This is a genomic window from Acidovorax sp. sic0104, assembly GCF_019219095.1.
GTDB lineage: Bacteria > Pseudomonadota > Gammaproteobacteria > Burkholderiales > Burkholderiaceae_C > Acidovorax.
In genome coordinates this window covers 92,982-113,567 of record NZ_JAHUWH010000009.1, presented here as the reverse complement: position 1 = coordinate 113,567, position 20,586 = coordinate 92,982, and the positions used below count along the sequence as shown (strand labels likewise).

General features: G+C 67.5%; 23 protein-coding genes. 14 read left to right on the top strand and 9 right to left on the bottom strand.

Going from position 1 to position 20,586, the window contains the following annotated elements; translation table 11 throughout:
- The first annotated feature begins 53 nt into the window (after positions 1–53).
- The 7 genes from KW835_RS15760 to KW835_RS15730 all read left to right on the top strand — a co-directional run bounded on the left by KW835_RS15760 (position 54) and on the right by KW835_RS15730 (position 7,797).
- The gene (locus tag KW835_RS15760; protein WP_218383992.1) at positions 54–1,400 is read left to right on the top strand and encodes a hypothetical protein; all 1,347 of its coding nucleotides are present in this window, start codon (positions 54–56) and stop codon (positions 1,398–1,400) included.
- Between the two features lie 37 nt (positions 1,401–1,437).
- A complete protein-coding gene (locus KW835_RS15755) occupies positions 1,438–2,184 on the top strand; it encodes a class I SAM-dependent methyltransferase (RefSeq protein ID WP_218383991.1) in 747 nt (248 codons plus the stop codon).
- Positions 2,185–2,516: 332 nt separating this feature from the next.
- Positions 2,517–4,061: a COG3014 family protein gene (locus tag KW835_RS15750; protein ID WP_218383990.1), complete on the top strand. Its 1,545-nt coding sequence runs from the start codon at positions 2,517–2,519 to the stop codon at positions 4,059–4,061.
- A gap of 38 nt (positions 4,062–4,099) precedes the next feature.
- Entirely contained in the window at positions 4,100–4,513 is a 414-nt protein-coding gene (locus KW835_RS15745) for a YcfL family protein (RefSeq protein WP_218383988.1), read from the top strand.
- 43 nt (positions 4,514–4,556) lie between these two features.
- Positions 4,557–5,171 carry a penicillin-binding protein activator LpoB gene (gene lpoB / locus KW835_RS15740; RefSeq protein WP_218383986.1) on the top strand — a complete coding sequence of 205 codons (615 nt, stop codon included), beginning with the start codon at positions 4,557–4,559 and terminating at the stop codon, positions 5,169–5,171.
- Positions 5,172–5,436: 265 nt separating this feature from the next.
- The gene (locus tag KW835_RS15735) at positions 5,437–6,399 is read left to right on the top strand and encodes a hypothetical protein (RefSeq protein WP_218383985.1); all 963 of its coding nucleotides are present in this window, start codon (positions 5,437–5,439) and stop codon (positions 6,397–6,399) included.
- A 333-nt stretch (positions 6,400–6,732) separates the two neighbouring features.
- Positions 6,733–7,797: an alpha/beta hydrolase gene (locus KW835_RS15730; protein WP_339385564.1), complete on the top strand. Its 1,065-nt coding sequence runs from the start codon at positions 6,733–6,735 to the stop codon at positions 7,795–7,797.
- Between the two features lie 19 nt (positions 7,798–7,816).
- Here the strand turns inward: KW835_RS15730 and KW835_RS15725 are convergent, their stop codons facing one another.
- A complete protein-coding gene (locus KW835_RS15725; protein ID WP_218383984.1) occupies positions 7,817–8,440 on the bottom strand; it encodes a flavin reductase family protein in 624 nt (207 codons plus the stop codon).
- 63 nt (positions 8,441–8,503) lie between these two features.
- Positions 8,504–9,439, bottom strand: a complete 936-nt coding sequence (locus KW835_RS15720) for a LysR substrate-binding domain-containing protein (RefSeq protein WP_218383983.1) — start codon at positions 9,437–9,439, stop codon at positions 8,504–8,506.
- Positions 9,440–9,604: 165 nt separating this feature from the next.
- Between KW835_RS15720 and KW835_RS15715 the strand changes: the two genes are divergently transcribed.
- Positions 9,605–10,012, top strand: a complete 408-nt coding sequence (locus KW835_RS15715; RefSeq protein WP_218383982.1) for a tautomerase family protein — start codon at positions 9,605–9,607, stop codon at positions 10,010–10,012.
- A 129-nt stretch (positions 10,013–10,141) separates the two neighbouring features.
- On the opposite strand, the gene KW835_RS15710 is transcribed toward KW835_RS15715, so the two are convergent.
- Positions 10,142–10,963 carry a helix-turn-helix domain-containing protein gene (locus KW835_RS15710; protein WP_218383981.1) on the bottom strand — a complete coding sequence of 274 codons (822 nt, stop codon included), beginning with the start codon at positions 10,961–10,963 and terminating at the stop codon, positions 10,142–10,144.
- Positions 10,964–11,093: 130 nt separating this feature from the next.
- Between KW835_RS15710 and KW835_RS15705 the strand changes: the two genes are divergently transcribed.
- The 3 genes from KW835_RS15705 to KW835_RS15695 all read left to right on the top strand — a co-directional run bounded on the left by KW835_RS15705 (position 11,094) and on the right by KW835_RS15695 (position 13,533).
- Positions 11,094–12,356, top strand: a complete 1,263-nt coding sequence (locus KW835_RS15705) for an MFS transporter (protein WP_218383980.1) — start codon at positions 11,094–11,096, stop codon at positions 12,354–12,356.
- A gap of 124 nt (positions 12,357–12,480) precedes the next feature.
- Positions 12,481–12,864, top strand: coding sequence for a VOC family protein (locus tag KW835_RS15700; RefSeq protein WP_255593590.1), 384 nt, complete (start codon positions 12,481–12,483; stop codon positions 12,862–12,864).
- Positions 12,865–13,020: 156 nt separating this feature from the next.
- A complete protein-coding gene (locus tag KW835_RS15695; protein ID WP_218383978.1) occupies positions 13,021–13,533 on the top strand; it encodes a DUF1993 family protein in 513 nt (170 codons plus the stop codon).
- A 267-nt stretch (positions 13,534–13,800) separates the two neighbouring features.
- Here the strand turns inward: KW835_RS15695 and KW835_RS15690 are convergent, their stop codons facing one another.
- The 4 genes from KW835_RS15690 to KW835_RS15675 all read right to left on the bottom strand — a co-directional run bounded on the left by KW835_RS15690 (position 13,801) and on the right by KW835_RS15675 (position 16,600).
- A complete protein-coding gene (locus KW835_RS15690) occupies positions 13,801–14,139 on the bottom strand; it encodes a DUF3325 domain-containing protein (protein WP_218383977.1) in 339 nt (112 codons plus the stop codon).
- Positions 14,132–15,823, bottom strand: coding sequence for a PepSY domain-containing protein (locus KW835_RS15685; RefSeq protein ID WP_218383974.1), 1,692 nt, complete (start codon positions 15,821–15,823; stop codon positions 14,132–14,134). Before KW835_RS15685 ends, KW835_RS15690 begins: the two co-directional genes overlap by 8 nt.
- Positions 15,824–15,857: 34 nt before the next feature.
- Positions 15,858–16,154, bottom strand: coding sequence for an iron uptake protein (locus KW835_RS15680; RefSeq protein WP_218383972.1), 297 nt, complete (start codon positions 16,152–16,154; stop codon positions 15,858–15,860).
- Positions 16,155–16,420: 266 nt separating this feature from the next.
- Positions 16,421–16,600, bottom strand: a complete 180-nt coding sequence (locus KW835_RS15675; RefSeq protein ID WP_218383970.1) for a hypothetical protein — start codon at positions 16,598–16,600, stop codon at positions 16,421–16,423.
- Between the two features lie 147 nt (positions 16,601–16,747).
- Here KW835_RS15675 and KW835_RS15670 point away from each other — a divergent pair, with 147 nt between their 5' ends.
- A complete protein-coding gene (locus KW835_RS15670; protein WP_218383969.1) occupies positions 16,748–17,062 on the top strand; it encodes a hypothetical protein in 315 nt (104 codons plus the stop codon).
- A 67-nt stretch (positions 17,063–17,129) separates the two neighbouring features.
- On the opposite strand, the gene KW835_RS15665 is transcribed toward KW835_RS15670, so the two are convergent.
- Positions 17,130–17,459, bottom strand: coding sequence for a hypothetical protein (locus KW835_RS15665; protein ID WP_218383968.1), 330 nt, complete (start codon positions 17,457–17,459; stop codon positions 17,130–17,132).
- A 336-nt stretch (positions 17,460–17,795) separates the two neighbouring features.
- Between KW835_RS15665 and KW835_RS15660 the strand changes: the two genes are divergently transcribed.
- Positions 17,796–19,184 carry an ATPase domain-containing protein gene (locus KW835_RS15660; RefSeq protein ID WP_218383966.1) on the top strand — a complete coding sequence of 463 codons (1,389 nt, stop codon included), beginning with the start codon at positions 17,796–17,798 and terminating at the stop codon, positions 19,182–19,184.
- A 16-nt stretch (positions 19,185–19,200) separates the two neighbouring features.
- Positions 19,201–19,647, top strand: a complete 447-nt coding sequence (locus KW835_RS15655) for a response regulator (protein ID WP_218383962.1) — start codon at positions 19,201–19,203, stop codon at positions 19,645–19,647.
- Positions 19,648–19,704: 57 nt separating this feature from the next.
- On the opposite strand, the gene KW835_RS15650 is transcribed toward KW835_RS15655, so the two are convergent.
- The gene (locus KW835_RS15650) at positions 19,705–20,583 is read right to left on the bottom strand and encodes a sugar phosphate isomerase/epimerase (protein ID WP_218383960.1); all 879 of its coding nucleotides are present in this window, start codon (positions 20,581–20,583) and stop codon (positions 19,705–19,707) included.
- Positions 20,584–20,586: the final 3 nt, after the last annotated feature.

Below are 20,586 nucleotides of genomic sequence, written 5' to 3'. Positions count from 1 at the left end.
GGCCCATGATGGTTCTGCCGGGTGATCAATGCATCTCCTGGAGCAGACCTGCCATGACCTCTTTGCGCTTCGTTCTCACCCCCGCCTGCGTGGCGGCCAGCCTGTGCCTGGCTTCGCTCGCTGCCCATGCCCAGACCACCAAGGCCCCCAAGGTCCAGCTGTGGATGGACGTGTCCACCGGCACCATGGCCGGCATGCCCGAGATGGACAGCCTGCCCACGGGCGGCGGCATGGTGGGCGGTCTGCTGGGCGGCGGCAGTGGCGCCCCGGGCATGGGTGGCAGCAATACGGCGTACGGCAACGCACGCGCCATGAGCATCATGCCGCCGCGCGTCATCGACATCGCGCTGCACAACACGCTGCGCCCCGGCGTGGAGGCCAGCCAGGCCATTCCCGCCGGCATGCGCATGGGTGAATCGCTGCCGCTGCTGCCGCCCCGCGCGCAGCCCGCGCAGAGCGAGCCCGGCGAGATCCCCAAGGAATACCAGCAGCACCAGCCCAAGGGCCGCATCCTGATCTACTGGGGCTGCGGCGCCACCGTGCGTGCCGGCCAGCCCCGCGTGGTCGACCTGGCGCGTGCCAAGCCCAGCGACTACGCCCAGGCCTTTGCAGGCCGCGCCGTGCCCGACCGCGCACCGCGCGTGGGCCCTGCCTACGCGCTGTATCCCAACGAGCGCAACCAGGTCAACCTGTCGGCGGGCAGCTCGCTCGTCGGCGACCACCAGGTGCGGGGCGACGGCGTGCCCGCCTCCATGAGATTCACTTTGGGCGCGGCGCAGGACCTGATGCCCGCCATCGACCTGCGCACCACCGGCAAGCCGCAGGACAGCATGGGCACCAGCTGGCAGCCTGTGCGCAACGCGCGCGCCTACTACCTGCACGCCATGTCGCAGAACGGGGACGACCTCGTGATGTGGTCCAGCGCCGAAACGCCCGACACCGGCATGGGCCTGTTCGACTACCTCTCGCCAGCCACCATCGACCGCTGGCTCAAGGAACGCGTGCTGCTGCAGCCCGAGACCACGCAGTGCGCCATCCCGCAAGGCATCTTCGCGGGCGGGCGTGACGCCACCCCCATGCTGCGCATGATGGCCTATGGCGGCGAAAGCCACATCGTGCACCCGCCACGCCCGGCCGACCCCAAGGCCGCGTGGGAGCCCGAATGGGCTGTGCGTGTGCGCGTGAAGGCGCACACCATGGCCATGCTGGGCCAAGACATGCCCCAGGGCGCGCGCGGCGGGGTGGGGGCTGCTCCCGCAGGGACTTCTTCCACCGGCGCCTACACCAGCGGCATGGGCGCCAATGCGGGCGGCCAGCCCCAGGGGGACGGTGGCTCCGACGCAGCGGGCAACAACGTGGTCAACCCCGTCAACCTGCTGCGCGGCATCTTCGGCCGCTGAACCCATCTCACGCCACCTCCACCACAAGCTGCCCGCGATGCTGTCCCTGCGCATGCCCTGGCCCCTGCCCGCGTTGATCGCGTGGGCCTGCGCGTGGCTGGTCTTCGTGGCCCTGCAGCGTGCTGCGGCGCCGCCCGTGGCCGCGCTGGGGGCCGCCTGCCTGCTGGGCACGGCCGCCAGCGTGATGGGCGGCAGCTGGTGGCGGCGCGGGCTGATCGCGGCGGGGTTTCCGCTGTCACTCGCACTGCTGGGCGTGGCCAGCCTGCCCACCTGGGCCTGGCTGGTGCCTTTGGCGCTGCTGCTGCTGGTCTACCCGCTCAATGCATGGCGCGACGCGCCGGTGTTCCCCACGCCCCTGCATGCGCTCAAGTCGCTGGCATCGCAGGCGCCGCTGCCCCTGGGCGCGCGCATCCTGGACGCCGGCAGCGGCCTGGGCGACGGCCTCAGGGCACTGCGCCAGTCCTATCCTGCCGCGCAACTGGAAGGCATCGAGTGGAGCTGGCCGCTGCGCCTGCTGTGCGCGCTGCGCTGTCCGTGGGCGCATGTGCGCCGCGCCGACATGTGGGCCGAGGACTGGAGTCCCTACAGCATGGTGTACCTGTTCCAGCGGCCCGAGAGCATGCCCCGCGCCGCCGCCAAGGCCCAGGCCGAACTGGCGCCCGGTGCCTGGCTGGTGAGCCTGGAGTTCGCCATTCCCGGCGTACTGCCCAGCGTGCAGCTGCGCGTGCCCGGCGGGCGCGTGGTGTGGCTCTACCGCATGCCGCTCAGCCGGGGGGAGGCTTGATATGTTGTGTTGTTCGACGATTCGAACCGTTTGTGACGGTTACAGAAAAGATACAAGCTTTTGCTACATTGCGTCCCGGGCTACAACCCCATACAAAACAACCAAGAAACTCACAGCCCGAGGGGGCCGCAAGCAGCACGCCACAGCGTCGAGAGGGGGCGCCCGTGCAGCCAGCAACTTCCTTGCCGGCCCTCCCATCCAGCAGACAACCGTTCCCGGCACCGTCATGGCCCGCGCGCAAGCCGCACGGCCATCGTGGAGCAGGGCTGTCTCGCGCGTGGGCAGCGCCGGGTTTTCCTGGTGACCAACCGAACGTCCTGCAAGGAGCATCCATGACCACACAACCGTCCCGTTTCCGTCCTCGCCTGCTGTGGGTGCTGACACTGAGCGCCGCCCTGACCGGCTGCGCCACCATGCAGAGCCACGACAAGCTTGCCACCGACATGCAGACCGCCGGCCGCACGGGCGGCATTCCTGCAGCCCTGGCGCAGCTGGAAAGCACCGCCAAGAGCGAGGACGAAAAGACGGCGCTGCTCTACAACATGGAGCGCGGCGAACTGCTGCGCATGGACCGCCGCTACCCCGACAGCACCAACGCATTCCTGCTGGCCGACAACAAGGTCAAGGAATGGGAAGAAACCGCCAAGACCAACCCCAGCAAGCTCATGGGCACCGTGGGCGCCGCGCTGATCAGCGAACGACTGAAGGTCTACGAAGGCCAGGACTATGAAAAGGTGTGGGTGACCACGCGCCTGGCCCTGAACCGCATGGCCGTGGGCGATTTCGAGAACGCCCGGGTGGACATCAAGCGCACGCACGAACGCGAAGCCATCATTGCCGAGTTCCGAGCCAAGGAGACTCTGGCGGCGGAAGAAGAAGCCAAGGCCAAGGGCGCCACGTCGGGCGGCAAGGAGATCAACGGCTATCCGGTCGAGACGCTCAACGACCCTGAAGTGCTGTCCCTGAAGAACGGCTATTCCAACGCGCTCTCGCACTACCTGGCCGGCTTTCTCTACGAAATGCTCAACGAGCCCGGTCTGGCGGCGCCCGGTTACCGCAAGGCCATCGAACTCAAGCCTGAAACCGGCGTGCTCGAAGAAGGCCTGCGCGGCCTGGATACCCGCACCGGCTTCACCTGGAAGCGCCGCCAGCGCATGACCGACGTGCTCTTCATCGTCGAAGCCGGCGACGCGCCTGCCCGCAAGCCCAAGGCCTTCACGCTGCCGGTGCCCACGGGCCGGGGCCTTGTCACGGCCAGCATCTCCTACCCCGTGATCGAGCCTTCCAAGGACGCGCTGTTGACCACCATCTCTGCGGCCGGCACCAACCTCAAGCTCGAGAAGGTGGTGGACGTGAACGTGATGGCGCGCCGTGCGCTCAAGGACGAAATGCCCGGAATGGTGTTGCGCGGTGTGACCCGCGCCGTGGCCAAGGGCGTGCTGCAGAACGAGCTGCAAAAGCGCGGCGGCCTGGTCGGCGGCCTCATCGGTGCGGCAGCCTCCGTGGCCACCGAGCAGGCGGACGACCGCATGTGGCGCATGCTGCCCGGCCGCGTGTACGTGGCCCGTGGCTACCTGCCGCCCGGCGAGCACGTGGTGAGCGTGAACGGCCGCCAGCTGCCCCAGCCCATCAAGATCGACGGCCAGTACGCGCTGGTGCCCCTGCGCATGTACGACAACAGCGTGCTGACCGGCGACGTGGCCATGCTCGGCCAGCTGCCCACGGTGGCTGCGGCGCCGCAACCCGCCGCTGAGCCTGCCGCGACCACCCGCACCACCACCACGACGACGACCACCAACGCCCGCGCCCGCCAAGTGCCCAAGTCGTCGGTCAAGTCCACCTCGGCCGCGCCCGCGCCTGCGGCCGCCAAGAACTGAACCCACCCTGTTGTCCCCATTCCCTAGGAGCCTCACGCATGAGAACCCGTAAAGTCCTTGCCGCCGCCGCACCCGCCGTTGTGTGCGCAGCGCTCACCCTGACCCTGGCGGGCGCTGCCAGTGCCCAGTTGCACGACCCGGCGACGCCGCTGGCCGTGGCCTCCAAGGTCGCCTTGCGCGGCGAGGCCAACAGCATCGCCGTGCGCGAGATGCGCATCGTGCGCAAGAACGACATCCTGGTCGTGCAGGCCGACATGGCCAACATGGGCCGCACCGACCGCACCGTGTTCTACCGCTTCAAGTGGCTGGACAACGTCGGCAACCAGGTGGGCGACGGCGAATCCTGGAAGCAGATGAGCGTGCTCGGCCTGGGCCAGCAGACGGTCAAGAGCGTGGCGCCCACCTCTGCGGCTGTCGATCTGCGCCTTGAGATGAATGTGGAGCCGCGCTGAGCGCCGACCCCCCGATCCAGAGATTGAGTGAGGAGTAAAAACCATGACACAGAAAACCATCCGGCGCACTGCGCTCGTCCTGGCCCTCGCGGCCGGCACCCTGGCCCTGTCGGCCTGCCAGAACCTGTCTTCGCCCACCGTGCGTTTTGACCGCCAGGTCAACTACGGCGACGCGAAGGCGGTCGAGCTGGTGACCAACGAGTTCGGCTCCACCGACCTGCAGATGATTGCCGAGAAGATGACCGGCGGCCTGCTGGAAACCGGCATCTTCCAGGGCCGCCCCACGGTGACCATCTCCACCGTGAAGAACAAGACCAGCGAGTACATCGACACGACCAACGTGATGAACTCCATCCAGACGTCGCTGGTCAAGTCCGGCAAGGTGCGCTTCGTGCGCTCCATCAACGAGATGCAGGCCGGCGTGGACGAGCTGCAGCGCCAGAACCAGAGCGGCCTGTACAAGCAGGGCACCACCGCCAAGGTCGGCCAGATGACCGCCGCCAAGTACTCCATGGAAGGCGAGCTCACCAGCATCGTCAAGCAGAACAACGCCACCAAGGACGTGTACTACAAGTTCACGCTCAAGCTGTTCGACGTGCAGGAAGGCACGATCGAATGGCAGGACGAGAAAGAAATCAGAAAGACAAGTAAGCGGTGACATGCCCCTGAGGCGCGACCGCTCGGTGCAGCCGCCAGAGGCGGCAGCTCTTGCGGGTCGTCCAAGCCTGCACTGGCAGGCTTGGAGCCGCGGCCCTCAGCCCCTTCTCTCGGCTTCGCCGGGAAGGGGGACGCCGCCAGTGCGGCGGGGCGGCCCTTGCACGGCGGCCGCTGGCCTGGGCCGCGCCAGTTCCGAAGGATGTCGGTGCCGAAGCCACATCGCTCGATGAATTCATGACTTTCCGTTAGCTCACAAGGAGCACACCATGCAACGCAGAATCACCCTCCACGCGGCCCTGGCCGTGATTGCGGCCACCACGCTGGCCTGGGGCACTACCGCCCAGGCGCAGCAGCCGGGCGCCGCGCCCAAGATCGCCGTGACCGACCTGGCCTACGCCCAGCGCGTGTCCGAATACTTCATGGCCGGCACCTATCAGCGCAGCAGCCAGATGAGCGCGGGTGGCAGCCACAGCGGTGGCTACAGCGCTGGCCCCTACGGCGGTGGCGGCTCGCATTCGGGCAGCCACCACATGCAGGCCTCCGAGCAGGCCAGCGGCACCTATGTGGCAGGCCGTTACAGCTACATCGAGCAGCGCGAACTGGGCGGCTATACCAACGACATCAAGGGTGCCATCCTGCAGGGCACGTACTTCCGCCTGATCCAGGGCAAGGGCTTTGACGCGGGCAAGCCCCAGCCCAGCAAGGCCGAGCAGGTGCTCAACCAGGTGCAGGGGGGCAAGATGGCCACGCCCCAGGCCCAGCCTCAGGTGGCCGACGTGATCAGCCGCATCAGGAAGGGTGAGTTCAACGGCGCCGACTACGTGCTCTTCGGCGTGGTCTCCAGCATCGACTTCACCGACGCGCTCTCGCCGCTGCAGGGCACCACCAGCGCCACGCGCCAGTACGGCCTGCAACTGCTGGCCGACTTCTCGCTGATCAACACCAAGACCTACGAGATCAAGGCCGCGTTCTCCGCCCAGGGCGAAGGCAACGACACCAAGATCCTGTCCATCCGTGGCGACATCCAGCCGCCCAACCGCGCCAAGGTGATCCGCGAGACCTCGCTGTCGCTGGCGCAGGACGTGTACCAGCAGCTGGCCATGCAGCTGGGCTACACCGACGCCAACCTGGCGCGGGGTGTGCGTCCGCCACCGGTGTACCAGCAGGGTGGCCAGCCCATGCCAGTGCCGCAGCCCCAGCAGCCCGAGCAGGTCATCATCTTGAAGTGAAGCCCCCCTGAGTCGCTTCGCGCCTCGGTGGCGCGCGCCAGAGGCGCGGCCTCTTCGGCCTGTCCAAGCCTGCGCAGGCAGGCTTGGAGCCGCAGGCCTCAGCCCCAGGGGGATGCCGCCCGTGGCCTGGCAGAGCCAGTTCCACGGTGGCGCTGGCTTGGCGTGTGCCTGTGCGGGGGGCGTGCCACGGCATGCGTGATTCCGTGGGCATTGCAGTCGTGCCAGACTTCGGTTGTGCGCAACGTCAAGCAACCCTCCTCTCCATCCGCCCCGTACCGTCATTCGTCCGCCGCACCGCTGCGGCCCTCGGCCAGCCGTGGTCTGGCCTGTTGCGTGGCCACCGCTGTGGCGCTGGGGCTGGCGGGCTGCGCAGCACCACCCCCCACTTTTTATGCGGCCGCCGCGTCGCCGTCGCTGGCCAACGTGTACGGACCCGACGCATCCGCAGACGCACACCCGGCGCCCGGCCAGGCCACAGCGGGGGCCTCCAAGGCCGCAGAGCCTGCGGGCATACCGACCCCCACGTTCGCTCCCCACGCCCTGCCAGGCCTTGACGGCGCCGTGTTGCAGGCGCTGCAGCGCGGCGAACGCACGCCACCGCTGCGCTACCGCGTGATCGTCATTCCCGGTTCGGGCTGTGCAGGCATGGGGCAGATTGCCGAGCGCTACTTCGCCGGCCTGCTGCATGCCCAGGTACTGGTGCTGCACAAGCCGGGGGTGGACCCGCAGGCCCGCACGGCGCCCGGCGACTGTGCGCCCGGGTTCGTGCAGCAGGACCGCCTCTCCACCTGGCTGGCCCATGCGCGCGCCGCCCTGGTGGCCGATGCGCAGCAGCGCGCGCGCGAGGGCGTGGCGCCCCTGCCGCAGCTGCTGGTGGGCATCTCCGAGGGCGCCGAGCTGCTGCCTTCCCTGGCGCCTGAAGTGCCGCAGCTGGCCGGCCTGGTGGCGCTGTCGGCCAGCGGCCTGGACCCGCAGGAGGCCGGGGCGCTGCAGGCGCAGCGCCTGGGCGTGCAGGACGACTGGGATGCCCTGGGCCGCGAAGTGGCCGGCCGCCGGCCCGACACCGCCGTGCAACAGGGCCGCAGCATGGGCTACTGGCGCGACCTGTGGACCTGGCCGCTCACGCTGCCGCTGGTGCGCAGCCCCTGGCCCCTGCTGCAGGTATGGGGCGCGGACGACGCGCTGGTGCCCGAAGCCGCGTACGAGCGTTTTGCCCAGATGGCCTCGGTGCGCACCGTGCCGTACTGCGGCAGGCGCCTGGACGGCGCCGACCATGGCCTGCAGCGCAGCGCCGCAGAGGCGGCAAGCGCTGACGGCGTGCAGCAGGTCTGGGCCTGGACCGAGCAGTGGGCGCGGGCGCCCGCCGCTGGGCTGTGCGCGCCGTTGTCGCAACCGTAGAGAGCCGTGCGCGCGCCGCTCAGCGCGGCCGGTACATCTTGAACAGCTGCTGGGGCCCCACCGTGAAGTAGTCGGCCGGGCCTCCGGCGCGCAGGATGTGGCCCGCGTTGGCCGTGTCGTACACCCCGTCCTTGAGCAATGCCTTGTCGATGTGCACGGCCACCACCTCGCCCAGCACCAGCCAGGTGGGTACCTGCACGCCGTCGGCACCTTCGAGTTGCAGGATCTGGGTGCTGCGGCACTCGAAGGTCACGGGGCTTTCGGCCACGCGTGGCGGGCGCACGCGCGTGGACGGCCGGGGCGTGAGGCCCGCGAGCGTGAACTCGCTGACGTCCGGCGGCACATTGGCGCAGCTCTGGTTCATGGCCTCCGCCAGGTCGCGCGTGGCGAGGTTCCACACGAACTCGCCGGTCTCCTGCACGTTGCGCACTGTGTCCTTGAACCCGATGCTCGCAAAGCCCACGATGGGCGGCACATAGTTGAACGCGTTGAAAAAGCTGTAGGGCGCGAGGTTGGTGGCACCCGCCGCGCTCTGCGTGGAGATCCAGCCGATGGGGCGCGGTCCCACGATGGCATTGAACGGATCGTGCGGCAGGCCGTGGCCCTGGCGGGGTTCGTAGCTGTGGATGGGGGAGTCGGTCATGGCGGGCGCGCGGGGCGGATGCAGGGGTGGATGCAAGGGACGAAGCCCCATCGTAGAACCAACTCAGCCCGCCTGCGGGCCTGGGGGTATCGGGTTGGCCGAGGCCTGCGCCTGCAGCCACGCGCAGAACACGTCGAGCCGTGGCTGGGCGCCAGCACGGCGCCGCAGCACGTAGTCGAAGCCCGACGCCACGAAGCCCAGTGGCGCCACGAGCCGGCCGCCCTGCACGTCGTCCATCACCAGATGCCAGGGCGCCACGGCCACGCCCAGGCCGCGCACGGCGGCCTCCAGGGTGAAGTAGTAGTGCTCGAATTCGGGGCCCGTGGGTGCTGCCGTGGGCAGCGGGACGCCGGTGGCGGCGGCCCACATGGCCCAGGCGTTGCGCCGGGTGCGGGTTTGCAACAGGAGCGGCGGCAGGGCCGGGCTGGCCATGTCGGCGGGCTCGCGCAGGGCCACGCGCTCCGCCAATACGGGGCTCAGCACCGGGCCGAGGTGTTCGCCAAACAGGCGCGCCGTGGTGCCGGAGCCCGGCGCACCTTGATCTTCTCTGGAGTCTTCGGCGGTGATGGCCACGTCGCTGTGCGTGGGGCCGGCCCCTGTGCCGGCCTCGGTCGTGCGCAGGCGCACCTCGATGCCGGGGTGCCGCGCCTGGAAGTCGAACAGCCGCGGGATCAGCCATTTGACGGTGAGGGTGCTGAAGCAGGCGACATCCACCGGGCCACGGCTGCCGTCGCTGACCTCGCGCACGGCGTCGGCGATGTGCGCGAATGCCGTGGTCAGCACCGGCTGCAGCACGCGCGCTGCCGGGGTGAGGGTGGGCCTTGCCTTGGTGCCGTCGAACAGCGCCACCCCCAGGTGCTGCTCCAGCTGGCGCACCTGGCGGCTCACCGCGCCGGGCGTGACCGACAGCTCGTCGGCCGCTGCCGTCATGCGGCCCAGGCGGGCGGCGGCTTCGAAGGCGCGCAGGGCGCTCAGCGGGGGCAGTCGGTGGTGGCTCATATATGTGAGTTTATGGCGCGGTCACGCGGAGAATTCATCGCTTTCCAGGGCTGCGTGAGGTGGCAAGAATGACCGTCTTCCCGAAGTGTTCGGCCCGGAAGTGCCGGCTGCCCCGGGGCACCTCGACATTATTTATTTGACTCTGAAGAACATACAGGCCACACCATGCCCTTCATCCGCACCAACGTTCCACAAGACACGCCGGCCGCCACGCGCCAGGCCATCGTGCAAGGCATCCACCAGGCACTGGTGGACGGCATCGGCATGCCGCCGGACGAACTGTTCAACCTGCTGGCGGGCTACGCGCCGGGTGATTTCGCCTGCAGCCGCACCTTCAACGGCATTGCCCGCTCCGACCGCGTGGTGGTGGTCGAGATCACCCTGCGGCGCGGGCGCAGCGATGCGATGAAGCGCGCGCTGTATGCCGCCATTGCCCGCAACCTGCAAGCCATGGCGGGCGTGGCCCCGGCCGATGTGTTCATCTTCATGCACGAGAACGACTACTCCGACTGGTCCGTCGGCCATGGGCGGTTCGCCATGGAGCTGGCGCAGCAAACCGGCGCGCCGGGCTGATCCGCGTGGGCGGTGCCTGCGCGATGGCCCGGCATCGCGCGCATGCACAGAAGGACAGAAGGGCGTGCGCCAGGTCTCCCCCATGATTTGCTATAAATTTGGTAGCTTTCTGCGCTTGCTGGATAAGCGCTAAGCCGTGTTTTTTCCAATGAACCAGCTCGGCGGCTGCCCCATGGCCGCCTTGAACATCGCCGAAAACGCGCTTTCGCTCGCGTAGCCGCTGCCCGCAGCCACCTCGCCCACGGCCTCGCCGCGCGCCAGACGGGGCAGGGCGTGGGCCAGCACGGCCTGGCGGCGCCATTGCGCAAAGCCCATGCCGAACTGGGCGCGAAAAAGGCGGGACAGGGTGCGCTCGCTGGCGCCGCTGTCGGCCGCCCAGGCCTGCAGAGTGGCGTAGCGCCCAGGCTCGTTCAGCACGGCCTGGCACAGTGCGCGCAGCCGCTTGTCGCTGTGCGGGCTGGGCAGGGGCACGCCGAGAGCGAGGCTTTCTGCTTGGCCGATTTCGTCGAGCACCAGCGCGGTCAGGGCGGCTTCGCGCGCCGGGCCTGGGTGGGGGCCGCCCACCGGGTCCAGCGCGGAGACCAGCTCGCGCAGCAGGGGCGTGACGGCCATCACGCGGCAGCTCGCGCCGTCGGCAGGCACCACGCTCGGGTCGATGTACAGGGTGCGAAAGGCCGCTGCCTCCAGGACCGCCACGGCATGCAGCGCACCGGGCGCGATCCATACCGCACGCGAGGGCGGAACGATGTATGCGGTGGGCGCGGAGGGGTCGTGCACGCTCACCTGGATCACGCCACTGGCGCAATACGCCAGCTGGCCCCAGGCGTGGCGGTGGGGCTCGAAGTGCGTGTCGGCCGGCATGTCGCGCGCCCGCACGCGCACCGGGCTGGCGGCGGTGGGGGTGAACGGGTCGGTGTCCCCGAGGGGAGCGGCTTGGCTGGTGCGGGCCATGGCAGGGATGAGAGCTGGGAGGAAGCGGGTGCATTCAGGCAGGCCCGGGATCAGCGGTTTGGCGCAAATTCGCCGAAACCTGTCGTTCCGTCGCATTCCAGAAACGCGGGCCCGATACTACGATGCCGCCATGAACTCCGCAAACGCCGCCAGCCTTCCCACCGCCGCCGTTCCCCTGCGCGCCGATGCCAGCGTCATCGGCCTGGTGGGCATTGCCCACCTCATCAGCCACTACAGCCAGTTGCTGCTCGCGCCGCTGTTCCCGTGGCTTAAGGACGCCTTCCAGGTCGGCTACACCGAGCTGGGCTTTCTCATGACCATCTTCTTCGTGGTCTCTTGCGCGGTGCAGGCCGGCTCGGGTTTCGTGGTGGACCGCTTCGGCCCCCGCCCCATTCTCTTTGGCGGCCTGGCGCTGCTGGGCCTGGCCGCTTTCGGCTTCGCCGCCAGCACCAGCTACGCCATGCTGGCGGCGTTCTCGGTGCTCGCGGGCATTGGCAACGGCGTGTTCCACCCGGTGGACTACACGCTGCTCAACCGCCGCGTGAGCGCGCCGCGCCTGGGGCATGCGTACAGCGTGCACGGCATCACCGGCAGCCTGGGCTGGGCGCTCGCGCCCGCCATGCTGGTGCCGATCGCCATCGCCACCTCATGGCGCGTGGCGCTGGTGTGCGCGGGCGTGCTGGCGTTTGCGGTGCTGCTGGTGCTGCTGGTCAGCCGCCGCCATCTGGCGCTGCCACCCCTGCCTGCGCCGAGCCCCGCGGCAAAGTCCGCCGCCGCGGGCGCGGCCGGGCAGGGCGGCAACTTCGCGTTCCTTCGCATCCCGGCCGTGTGGATGTGCTTCGCTTTCTTCTTCTTCTACGCCGTGGCGCTGAACGTGGTGCAGGCCTTCGCCCCCGAGGCCGCGCGCCAGCTGCACGCGGTGCCCGTGGCACTGGCGGCGATGTGCCTCACGGTCTACATGGTCGCCAGCGCCGGTGGCATGGTGCTGGGCGGTTTCCTCGCGGCCGACCCTACCCGCTGCGAGCGCATCGTGGGCATCGGTTTCGGCCTGGCGGCCTGCGTGGCTGTGGCGCTGGCGCTGGTCCAGGTGCCCGGCGTGCTGGTGCCGGTGCTGTTTGGCGTGATGGGCTTTTGCGCTGGCATCGCCGGGCCGTCGCGCGACCTGCTGGTCAAGCGCTCCACGCCGGAGGGCTCCACCGGCCGCGTCTACGGCATCGTATATTCGGGCCTCGATATCGGCCAGGCGCTGTCGCCGCTGCTGTTCGGCGTGCTGCTCGACCAGGGCCGCTTCACAGCGGTGCTGCTGGGACTGGCGGTGGTGCAGGGCGTGCTGATCGCCAGCGCGTTCAATGTGCGTCGGGTGCGCAGGACGCTGGTGCCCGCGGCGGCCTGAGCGGGCCCGGGCACGGCCCGGCTGGCCTGCTTTGGCAGTGAGAATGGCGGTGGCGATCGACTTGTTGGTTCATCCGCCAGGCCAGCCGCTCACTCACCCACTGCAGGAGATCCCCGTGTCCACCATGCCCCAGTCCGGCGCTGTCATCTTTGCGAAGGACATCCGCCGGCTCGCCGATTTTTACGAACAGCTCTGCGGCCTGGCCGAGGTGCACGCCGAGGGCGACCACATCGTGCTGGAGTCCGGCGCTGTGCAGATCGTGGTCCACGCCATCCCGCCGCGCATCAGCAAGGCCATCACCATCACGCAGCCGCCGGCCGTGCGTGAACAGGTCCCCATCAAGCTTTTCTTCGCGGTGTCCGATCTGGCCATAGCGCGGCTGCGGGCTGCGGAGCTGGGCGGCCACGTTGCGCCCGCAGCCAAGGAATGGGAGGCGCGGGGCTTTCGGGCCTGCGATGGGCATGACCCGGAAGGCAATGTGATCCAGCTGCGACAGCGACTGGCTTGATGGATGCCGTCTGGCGCGGGCGCAAAAGTCGTGTGCCAGCACGGAGTGCGCCGATGTGCTGCAATGCGCTCCGGTCCCGGCAGGCCAAGATCCACGAAGCCGCCGGGCGCTGACCATCCCCTCCCTGTGCTTCATCCCAAGACAAGACACCCTGCCATGACCTATCCCCTGTACAACGCCAGCGTCCCGGTACTTCGCCAGATGCTCAATTCGCTCAAAGACATCCTGGCCAAGACCGAGGCCCACGCCACGGCGCGCAAGATCGAGCCCGACGCGCTGCTGCAGGCGCGGCTGTTCCCCGACATGTTTCCGCTGGCGCGCCAGGTGCTGATCGCCTGCGACTTCGCCAAGGGCGTGGCTGCGCGGCTGGCCGGCGTGGCCGTGCCGTCGTTCCCCGATGCCGAGCGCCCCGGTTTTGCCGAACTGAACGAACGCATCGACACCGTGTTGGCCTTCATCGAAGGCTTGCCGGTGGAGGCCTTTGCAGATGCCGCCACGCGCAACATCGTCCTGCAACCCGGCACCCCGAAGGAGAAGCAGTTCGTGGGCGAGCAATACCTGCTGCACTACGGCCTGCCGCAGTTCTTCTTCCATGTGACCACGGCCTACGCGCTGGCCCGCCACAACGGCGTGGAGCTGGGCAAGCGGGACTACATGGGGAAGCTGTAAGTCCCCCTGAGCCGCTGCGCGGCTTCCCCCGGAGGGGGACGCACCCCGGTGGCCCGGCGAAGCCGGTTCCACGGGGGCGCTGGCGCTGGGAGCGCGCCAGTGGTTGAGGGCGTGGCGGATCGGGCTCAGGCAGCGTCGCCTCCCGGTATTCCACAACCCGTTCGGGCTGAGCCTGTCGAAGCCAGGGCGCGCGCATCGCGTCACCTGGGCCAACGCCAGCGGTAAGCACGCATCAGGTTCACGCGACGGCCTGTCGCGCAGTGGCCTTTATCCGATCACGCCTGCACTGCTGCGCCGCACCCAGGCGATCAGCACGCCCAGCACGCGAGGGCGCCACGACAGCGTGAATGCGATGGTCAGGGCGGCCCCTGCGAGCGCCATGAACCACACGAGCGAGGCCATGGATGCGTGGTCCACGGCCAGGCACAGGGCCAGGGACACCACCAGGCCCGCGGCGCCCAGCCAGCGCAGGGAGCGCACGGTGCTGCGCGGCAGGGGCTCTGTGCCGCGCACCTGTTCCCAGTGCACACCCATCGACAAGGCCAGCCACCCCAGGCTGATCACATTGACGGCCACGGCGGCGGCCAGCAGCAGGGCGTCAGGCACGGGCGGTCTCCAGTGCAGTGGCTGCAGCGCCCGCGTCCGCGCTGGACGCCGTGAGCTGGCCCTGGGCGCGGCGCTTGAGTTTGCGGGCAGCCAGCACGGCGATGGCGCTGCTCGCCAGGATGGCCAGATCGACGCCAGCCACGGGCCAGTAGCCGGTGCCGATGGTGCGCATCAGGTGGTCGCCGGTGGTCACCCAGTTGAGCAGCACGGCGGCCACGCCCAGCACGGCGATGGCCCAGCATTGCTCTGCCCAGGCGGGCGCCATGCGCGCGCTGGCGACGGGGGCGGTGCGCCAGATACCGTGCGCAAACGCCAGAGCCCAGGCGGCCCAGAAGACATACTGCTCCCAGTCTCCGCGCGCGGGCAGGTCGGCGGGCAGCAGGCGGTTGGCCGCCAGCATGGTCAGTGCGGCGATGACGATGCCCGTCACGGTGGACACAGCGAAGGCGTCCACCCAGCGCGCGCCGGTCACGCCCGCTTTGGCATGCTGCCGCTTGCGCTTTTCGACGAAGAAGATGAAGCCGGTGGCGATGCAGACGCAACCCGACAGGCCGCCCAGCACGTACAGCCAGCGCAGCAGCCAGTGGCGAAAGTGCTGCAGGTGCAGGCCGGTGAGGAAGGTGTTCACGCTGGCCACGGGGGTCAGCGGTGGGTCCACCCGCAGCACCTCGCCCGTGCTCGCCTTGAAGTGGATGCCGTTGCCCACCAGCGCGATGCGGTCGGTGCCGGCGCGGTAGATGCTTACGTAGGCATTGGTATCGCCCACGTGCCGCACGGTCAGAAAGCCCACATCGCCCGCCATGCCCTGTTCGGCCCAGCGGCGCTGGGCCTGCGCCACCATGGCATCGACCGAGGCCAGGGGCCCGGCCACGTTGGCGCGTTCGTGCGGCAGGCCTGTCTCGGCGGCCTCGTGCTTTTCGTGCAGCTCGTGCAGCGGGTGCAACTGCGTGTGGGTGATGGGAAAGTAGATGCCGCCGAAGATCACCAGCCCCGAGAACGCGAAGATGAAGTGAAACGGCAGGGCCACCACACCCGTGAGGTTGTGCAGGTCGAGCGCGCTGCGCTGGGTGTGCTTCTTGGGACGGAAGGTGAACAGCTCGCGAAAGATCTTGCGGTGCATCACGACCCCGCTGACCAGGGCCACCAGCATCATCAGTGCCGCGAAGCCCACGATCCAGGTGCCCAGGTCCTTCCACTTGAAGTTCAGGCTGTAGTGCAGCGGGTAGAAGAACTGGCTGCCGATCTTGAGGTGGTCGTCGGGCAGCGATGCGCCCGAGCGCGGATCGATGGTGCGGTTGCCCCAGATCAGGTTGTCGTGCGGGTCCTTGGCGTTGGGCAGCTCATAGCCTGCGAACAGGCCGAGCACCGGGTCGCGGTGGGTGGTGTAGGCGCCCCAGGTGTTGATGACGGGAAAGTTCTGCGCCATGGGCCCGTTGACGCGGCTCTTGGCGGCCTCGATGTTTTCGGGACTCGGCCTCATGTCCTCGAAGACCGGCTTCAGGATCTTGTCGAACGAGGGCATCGGCTGCGGCTCGAACCGGGTCGCGGGGATGGCCCAGCGGTCGATCTCTCGGTCGAACACCGACAGCGAGCCGAAGAAGAAAACGACCATCAGCACGAAGCCCAGCACCAGGCCGAACCAGGTGTGAAGCCAGGCCATGGTAAGCCGGAAATTCTGGAACATGGGATCTACCTCTTCTTCCGTCAGGCCACGCGGGTCACAGGATCGCGCGCTGCACCAGCCAGGCGGCGCCCGTCATCAGCGCGCCGCCGCCAGCCAGCACCAGCCATACCCGTCGCACGCTTGCCGCCGCGAAGGACCACAGGAACGCCACCAGGAAGACGATGAAGCCCACGATGTAGCCCAACGCCTCGGCATCATGAAACTCCATCTGCGCCGCGAACAAAAGGCCGATGGACAGGGCGATGAAGCCCCAGGTGAATGCGTACCCGCCCAGCACGCCCGCAGCGATGCGAGAAGCGATGTTCAAGCGGGAAACTGCGCTGGTGGCCATGGGTGCGAAGATGCGAAAAAGATTGTGGATGAGACTGATTCGTAATTATGCCGCCGTTCCACTCTTTTCCCCAATGCCGGCATGGTGATGGGCCATCAGGGGTTACGAATGCCCGCTGCGCGCCATGGCAATCTTTTGCGCACAGTGCCGATTGTGGCTGCCATGGCATGGACGGCACCTGTTCGAGAGGTCGACGGCAAGCCACGTTGTTTCAAAGTCGCAGGATCGAAGGGCTGATAGCGGCCAGCAGCAGTCGTACGGACCTCTCAAGGCGCTCTTTTGCTCAGCACAAATTTATAGAAGTGTTCCGTAACGAGCAGCGCAACAAGAAACGTTGGAACAGTGAGGAGTGCGGCCCATAAGACCGAGTCCAACAGTAAATAAGGGATGGGGCAAATAGCCACTGTCAGCAGATAGCTGCTTAACCAAATGAACTTTTCCGTCATGTGCCTAAGTCCTGAAATCACCCAGTTGTCTGGTATTTCAAACCCGCCTTTGCAGACTACCGGTGAAGCGAATCCTGCAAGGTCCGCTCGGGCCCACTAGTGTTCCTCACCGTGGGGCAGAATCCGGCCAGAAGCGGAAATCCCCTCATGCACAAATTCCCTGTCCCCCGCCTTGCTGACGCCGTGGTGCTGGAGTGGGCCGACGAGCTTGCTGCCCAAATTGGGAGCGAGCCCGAGGACCTCCGACGCAGCCCAGAATCGATCAACTTCCCTCACGACACTGTGCGGGTAGAGCTGATGGATGAGTCAGTAGTCGAGTTCAGATCCGCACTCGTCGTCGTAAATGAGGCTAAGAAAGCCATCGCCGTTTTCACCGAGCATTGCGGCCATCATGTCTTACCGTTCCACGAAGCCAAGGTGTTCGTCGGCGACGAATTACGCTATTCGCAGGGGTCGTCCTAAGGTCGGCGTTGGGCCCATAGAGGAAGCTGCGGTGTGCCCCAGAAGCAAGTCTTGCGATGCCTGAAGTCTAGGTCATTGACCCAACGATTACAGCAGCTGAAAAAATGGCAATCGCTGCGACAGCCACAATTAGCATGGCGCGCGGGATTTGACGGTTTGTGGCCCTCTGGCGTTCGCGCTCTTGATCGAGCACTTCTATCTGAGCTTTTAGGTCACCGATCTTGGCATTCACTTCCCCTGCGAATACTGAAACGTCTCGATGGTCCAACACGCGCTGAAGAGCCTCAATGGCCTCTTCGCCCAGCATATCTCGGCGCGTGATCACCAGCGTTGCCAACTCCTCATCACTCATTTGAGAGTACTGGTTATGAAAGTACGCTACACGCTCAAGATCCATCGATGAAATCTCACGTTATCACTACGGGGGGTTGAGCCATCGAACGACAGCTTGTGGCCGAATTCTGCCGTACAAGAGCCCTGGACAGCGGTTTGCCGAGATGTCATCGGTGCGAGCGGAGTGGCCGGATCCAGATGGACTCAGTGTTCAGATGCGTCCGGAATACGCAGCCGTGCCAATGCAATTTTCCTCCCCACTTTCCGCACCATCTGCATTCGTGGGGATCAGGCCTCGCCGCCGCCCTAGAATCGATCTTTCAGGTATTTCAGCCTGCCGCCCAGTCCCCCTGGCGCAGCGCGGCAGGCCTCTGTGCAACCTCCTGTCACGACAAGAAGAATGAAACGATTGCCCACCCTGGTGGAAGGTTTGGACGAGATCCTCAACGGCGGCCTGTTCGAGGGCGGCGTGTACATCTTCGAAGGCCCGCCGGGCGTCGGCAAGACCACGCTGGCCAACCAGATCGCCTACACGCTGGCGCGGCGCGAGATCCGCACGCTGTACGTCACCATGCTGGCCGAATCCCATGCACGCATGCTGCAGCACATGGAGCAGCAGATCTTCTTCGACCAGCAGGAGGTGAGCGCCACCGTCTTCTACGTGAGCGGCTACCGCGAGCTGGAGCAGGGCGGTCTCAAGTCCGTCGTAGAGCTGCTGCGCGCCGAGCTCATGCGCCACCGCGCCTCGCTGCTCGTCATCGACGGCCTGGTGGTCAACAGCCTGGAGACCATGACCAATGATTCGGTGCGTCAGTTCGTGCATGAACTGCAAAGCCTGGTCAGCGCCATGTCCTGTACGTGCCTGGTGCTCACCAGCGGCAACGGCAATGCCCTGAGCGCCGAGCAGACCATGGTGGACGGCATTTTTTCGTTCGAGGACCACGGTTTTCACTGGCGTGCGGAGCGCCGGATGCAGGTGCGCAAGTTCCGCGGCAGCCAGGTGATCCGGGGGCAGCACACGTTCTGCATCTCCACACAGGGCCTGCAGTTCTTTCCACGGCTGGAGAGCCTGCCGCTGACCCACGGCAACGTCAAGCTGGGTGCCATCCCACTTGCCACTGGCCTCGGGCCGCTTGATGGTGTCCTACACGGCGGCGGCCTCTTGGCTGGCAGTGCCTCCGCGGTGATCGGGCACACTGGCTCAGGCAAGACAACCCTGGCGCTTGCCTTCGCGGCCTGTTCTACGCTGGAGTCTCCGGGTCTGGTGCTTTCTTGCACCGAGCTTGGCAGCGATCTGCGGCGTATGGGTTCGGAGCTCGGCCTCCACATTGAGACCGCAGTCAGTTCGGGGGCTTTGGCAATCAAGAACCTGGGGCATGAGGACGAGTCTATGGATGAGATGGGCCACAAACTGCTGCGGCTGGTCGATGAGCTGAAGATCCGCCGCCTGGTCGTGGATGGGGTGGCGGGGCTGGCCGACACCCTGGCCTTTCCGGAGCGCGGCTACCGCTTCCTCGGGCGTCTGCTGGTGGAGCTGCGGCGGCGTGGCGTGACCTCGCTCTTCACGGTGGACCCGGACGCCCTGGCCATTGCAGCGGGCACACCGCTGGCCGATGGTGTGACCGGCTGGTTTGACAATGTGTTCGTCTTCGAGCCCGTGGCCACGCGGGACAGGCAGATCGATGAGCGCATTCTCACGATCACCAAGGTGCGGGGCGGCGGTGCTACCCAGCCGGCAGTCGATGTTTTTGTTTCATTCCCCAAGGCTGCCCAGACCTCAGCCGCTTAACTGAAAGAACGTCCCGATGAAACTCGTTCTGATCGTCGAGGACGAATATGGGAACGCCGAGATACTGCAGCTTCTGCTCGAAGCCGAAGGCTACCGGGTGGCCGTGGCCTCCAATGGCAAGCAGGCGCTGGAGATACTGCAAAGCGGCGAGCACCCTGCCTTGATACTGTCCGACTTCATGATGCCGATCATGAACGGCGGCGAGTTCGGCACGGTGGTCAAAAAAGATGCGACGCTCGCGCAGATCCCTTTCGTGTTCATGAGCGGGACGAGCGAGGAGGTGGTGCGGCGGGCCTTCAAGGACTACGACGCCTTCCTGGTCAAACCCATTGAACTGGAGAGCCTCATGGCCGTTGTCCAGCGCCTGATCGGGCACGGGCCGCAGGCCCCGTCAAGCGCCGAAAGGGTGGAGGAGTCCACGCGCCAGGTGCTCGAAGGCATGCGCGTTCCCCCACGCGATTGACACCTGGCGCGGTGCAGCCTTCGGAACCATGGCTTGCGCCAGCTGCGGCGGTGTTGTTCAGACCACGCTGCGGTGCCGCGCGATGCACGTGTCCAGCGTCTCGTCGCCGCTGCGCTGCCACCAGTCCAGCGCCGAGAAGATCTCCACCTCTGCATAGCCCGCAAAGCCTGCGGCCTCGACCCATTGGCGGATCCTCTTGAGCTCGATCACGCCGTCGCCCATCATCCCCCGGTCGCTGAGCAGGTCGCGCGTGGGCAGGCGCCAGTCGCACACATGATAGGCCAGCAGGCGCTCCTGGCCGGCACGCGCGATCTGCTGCTGCAGCTTGGGGTCCCACCACACGTGGTACACGTCCAGGGCCACGCCTAGTGCCCCCGTCCTTTGCGGATCCAGCGCATCGCAGATGTCCAGCGCATGCTCCAGCGTGTTGATGCAGGCGCGGTCTGCCGCCTGCATGGGGTGCAGCGGCTCGATGGCCAGCGGCATGCCCACCTGGCGCGCGTATTCCAGCGACGCGGCGATGCCGTCGACCACCTCGCTGCGTGCGCGGGCGAGGTCGGTGTAGTGCGGCGCGCCATCGAGCGCCCCGGGCAGGGCGCCCACCACCAGCACCAGGCAGGCAGCGTTCAGTGTCTTGGCCTCGTCGATGGCGCGGCGGTTGTCGTCCAGCGCGGCGCGCAGCCCTGCGGCGTCCGCCGCCGGGAAGAAGCCGCCGCGGCAGTAGCCCGACAGCTCCATGCCATGGGCGCGCAGCTGTCGCGCCGTGGCGTCGAGCCCGGCGGCGGCCACCTGGTCGCGCCAGGGGCTGATGGCGCGGATGCCGCGCTCGGCGCACTGGTCGATGATGCGCGCGAGCGGCACCTCGGCCCCCTGCTGCTTGCGCACGGTGGCTGTGTTGATGGAGAGCCAGCGGTGGTCTTGCGAGAAGTCGCGCATGCC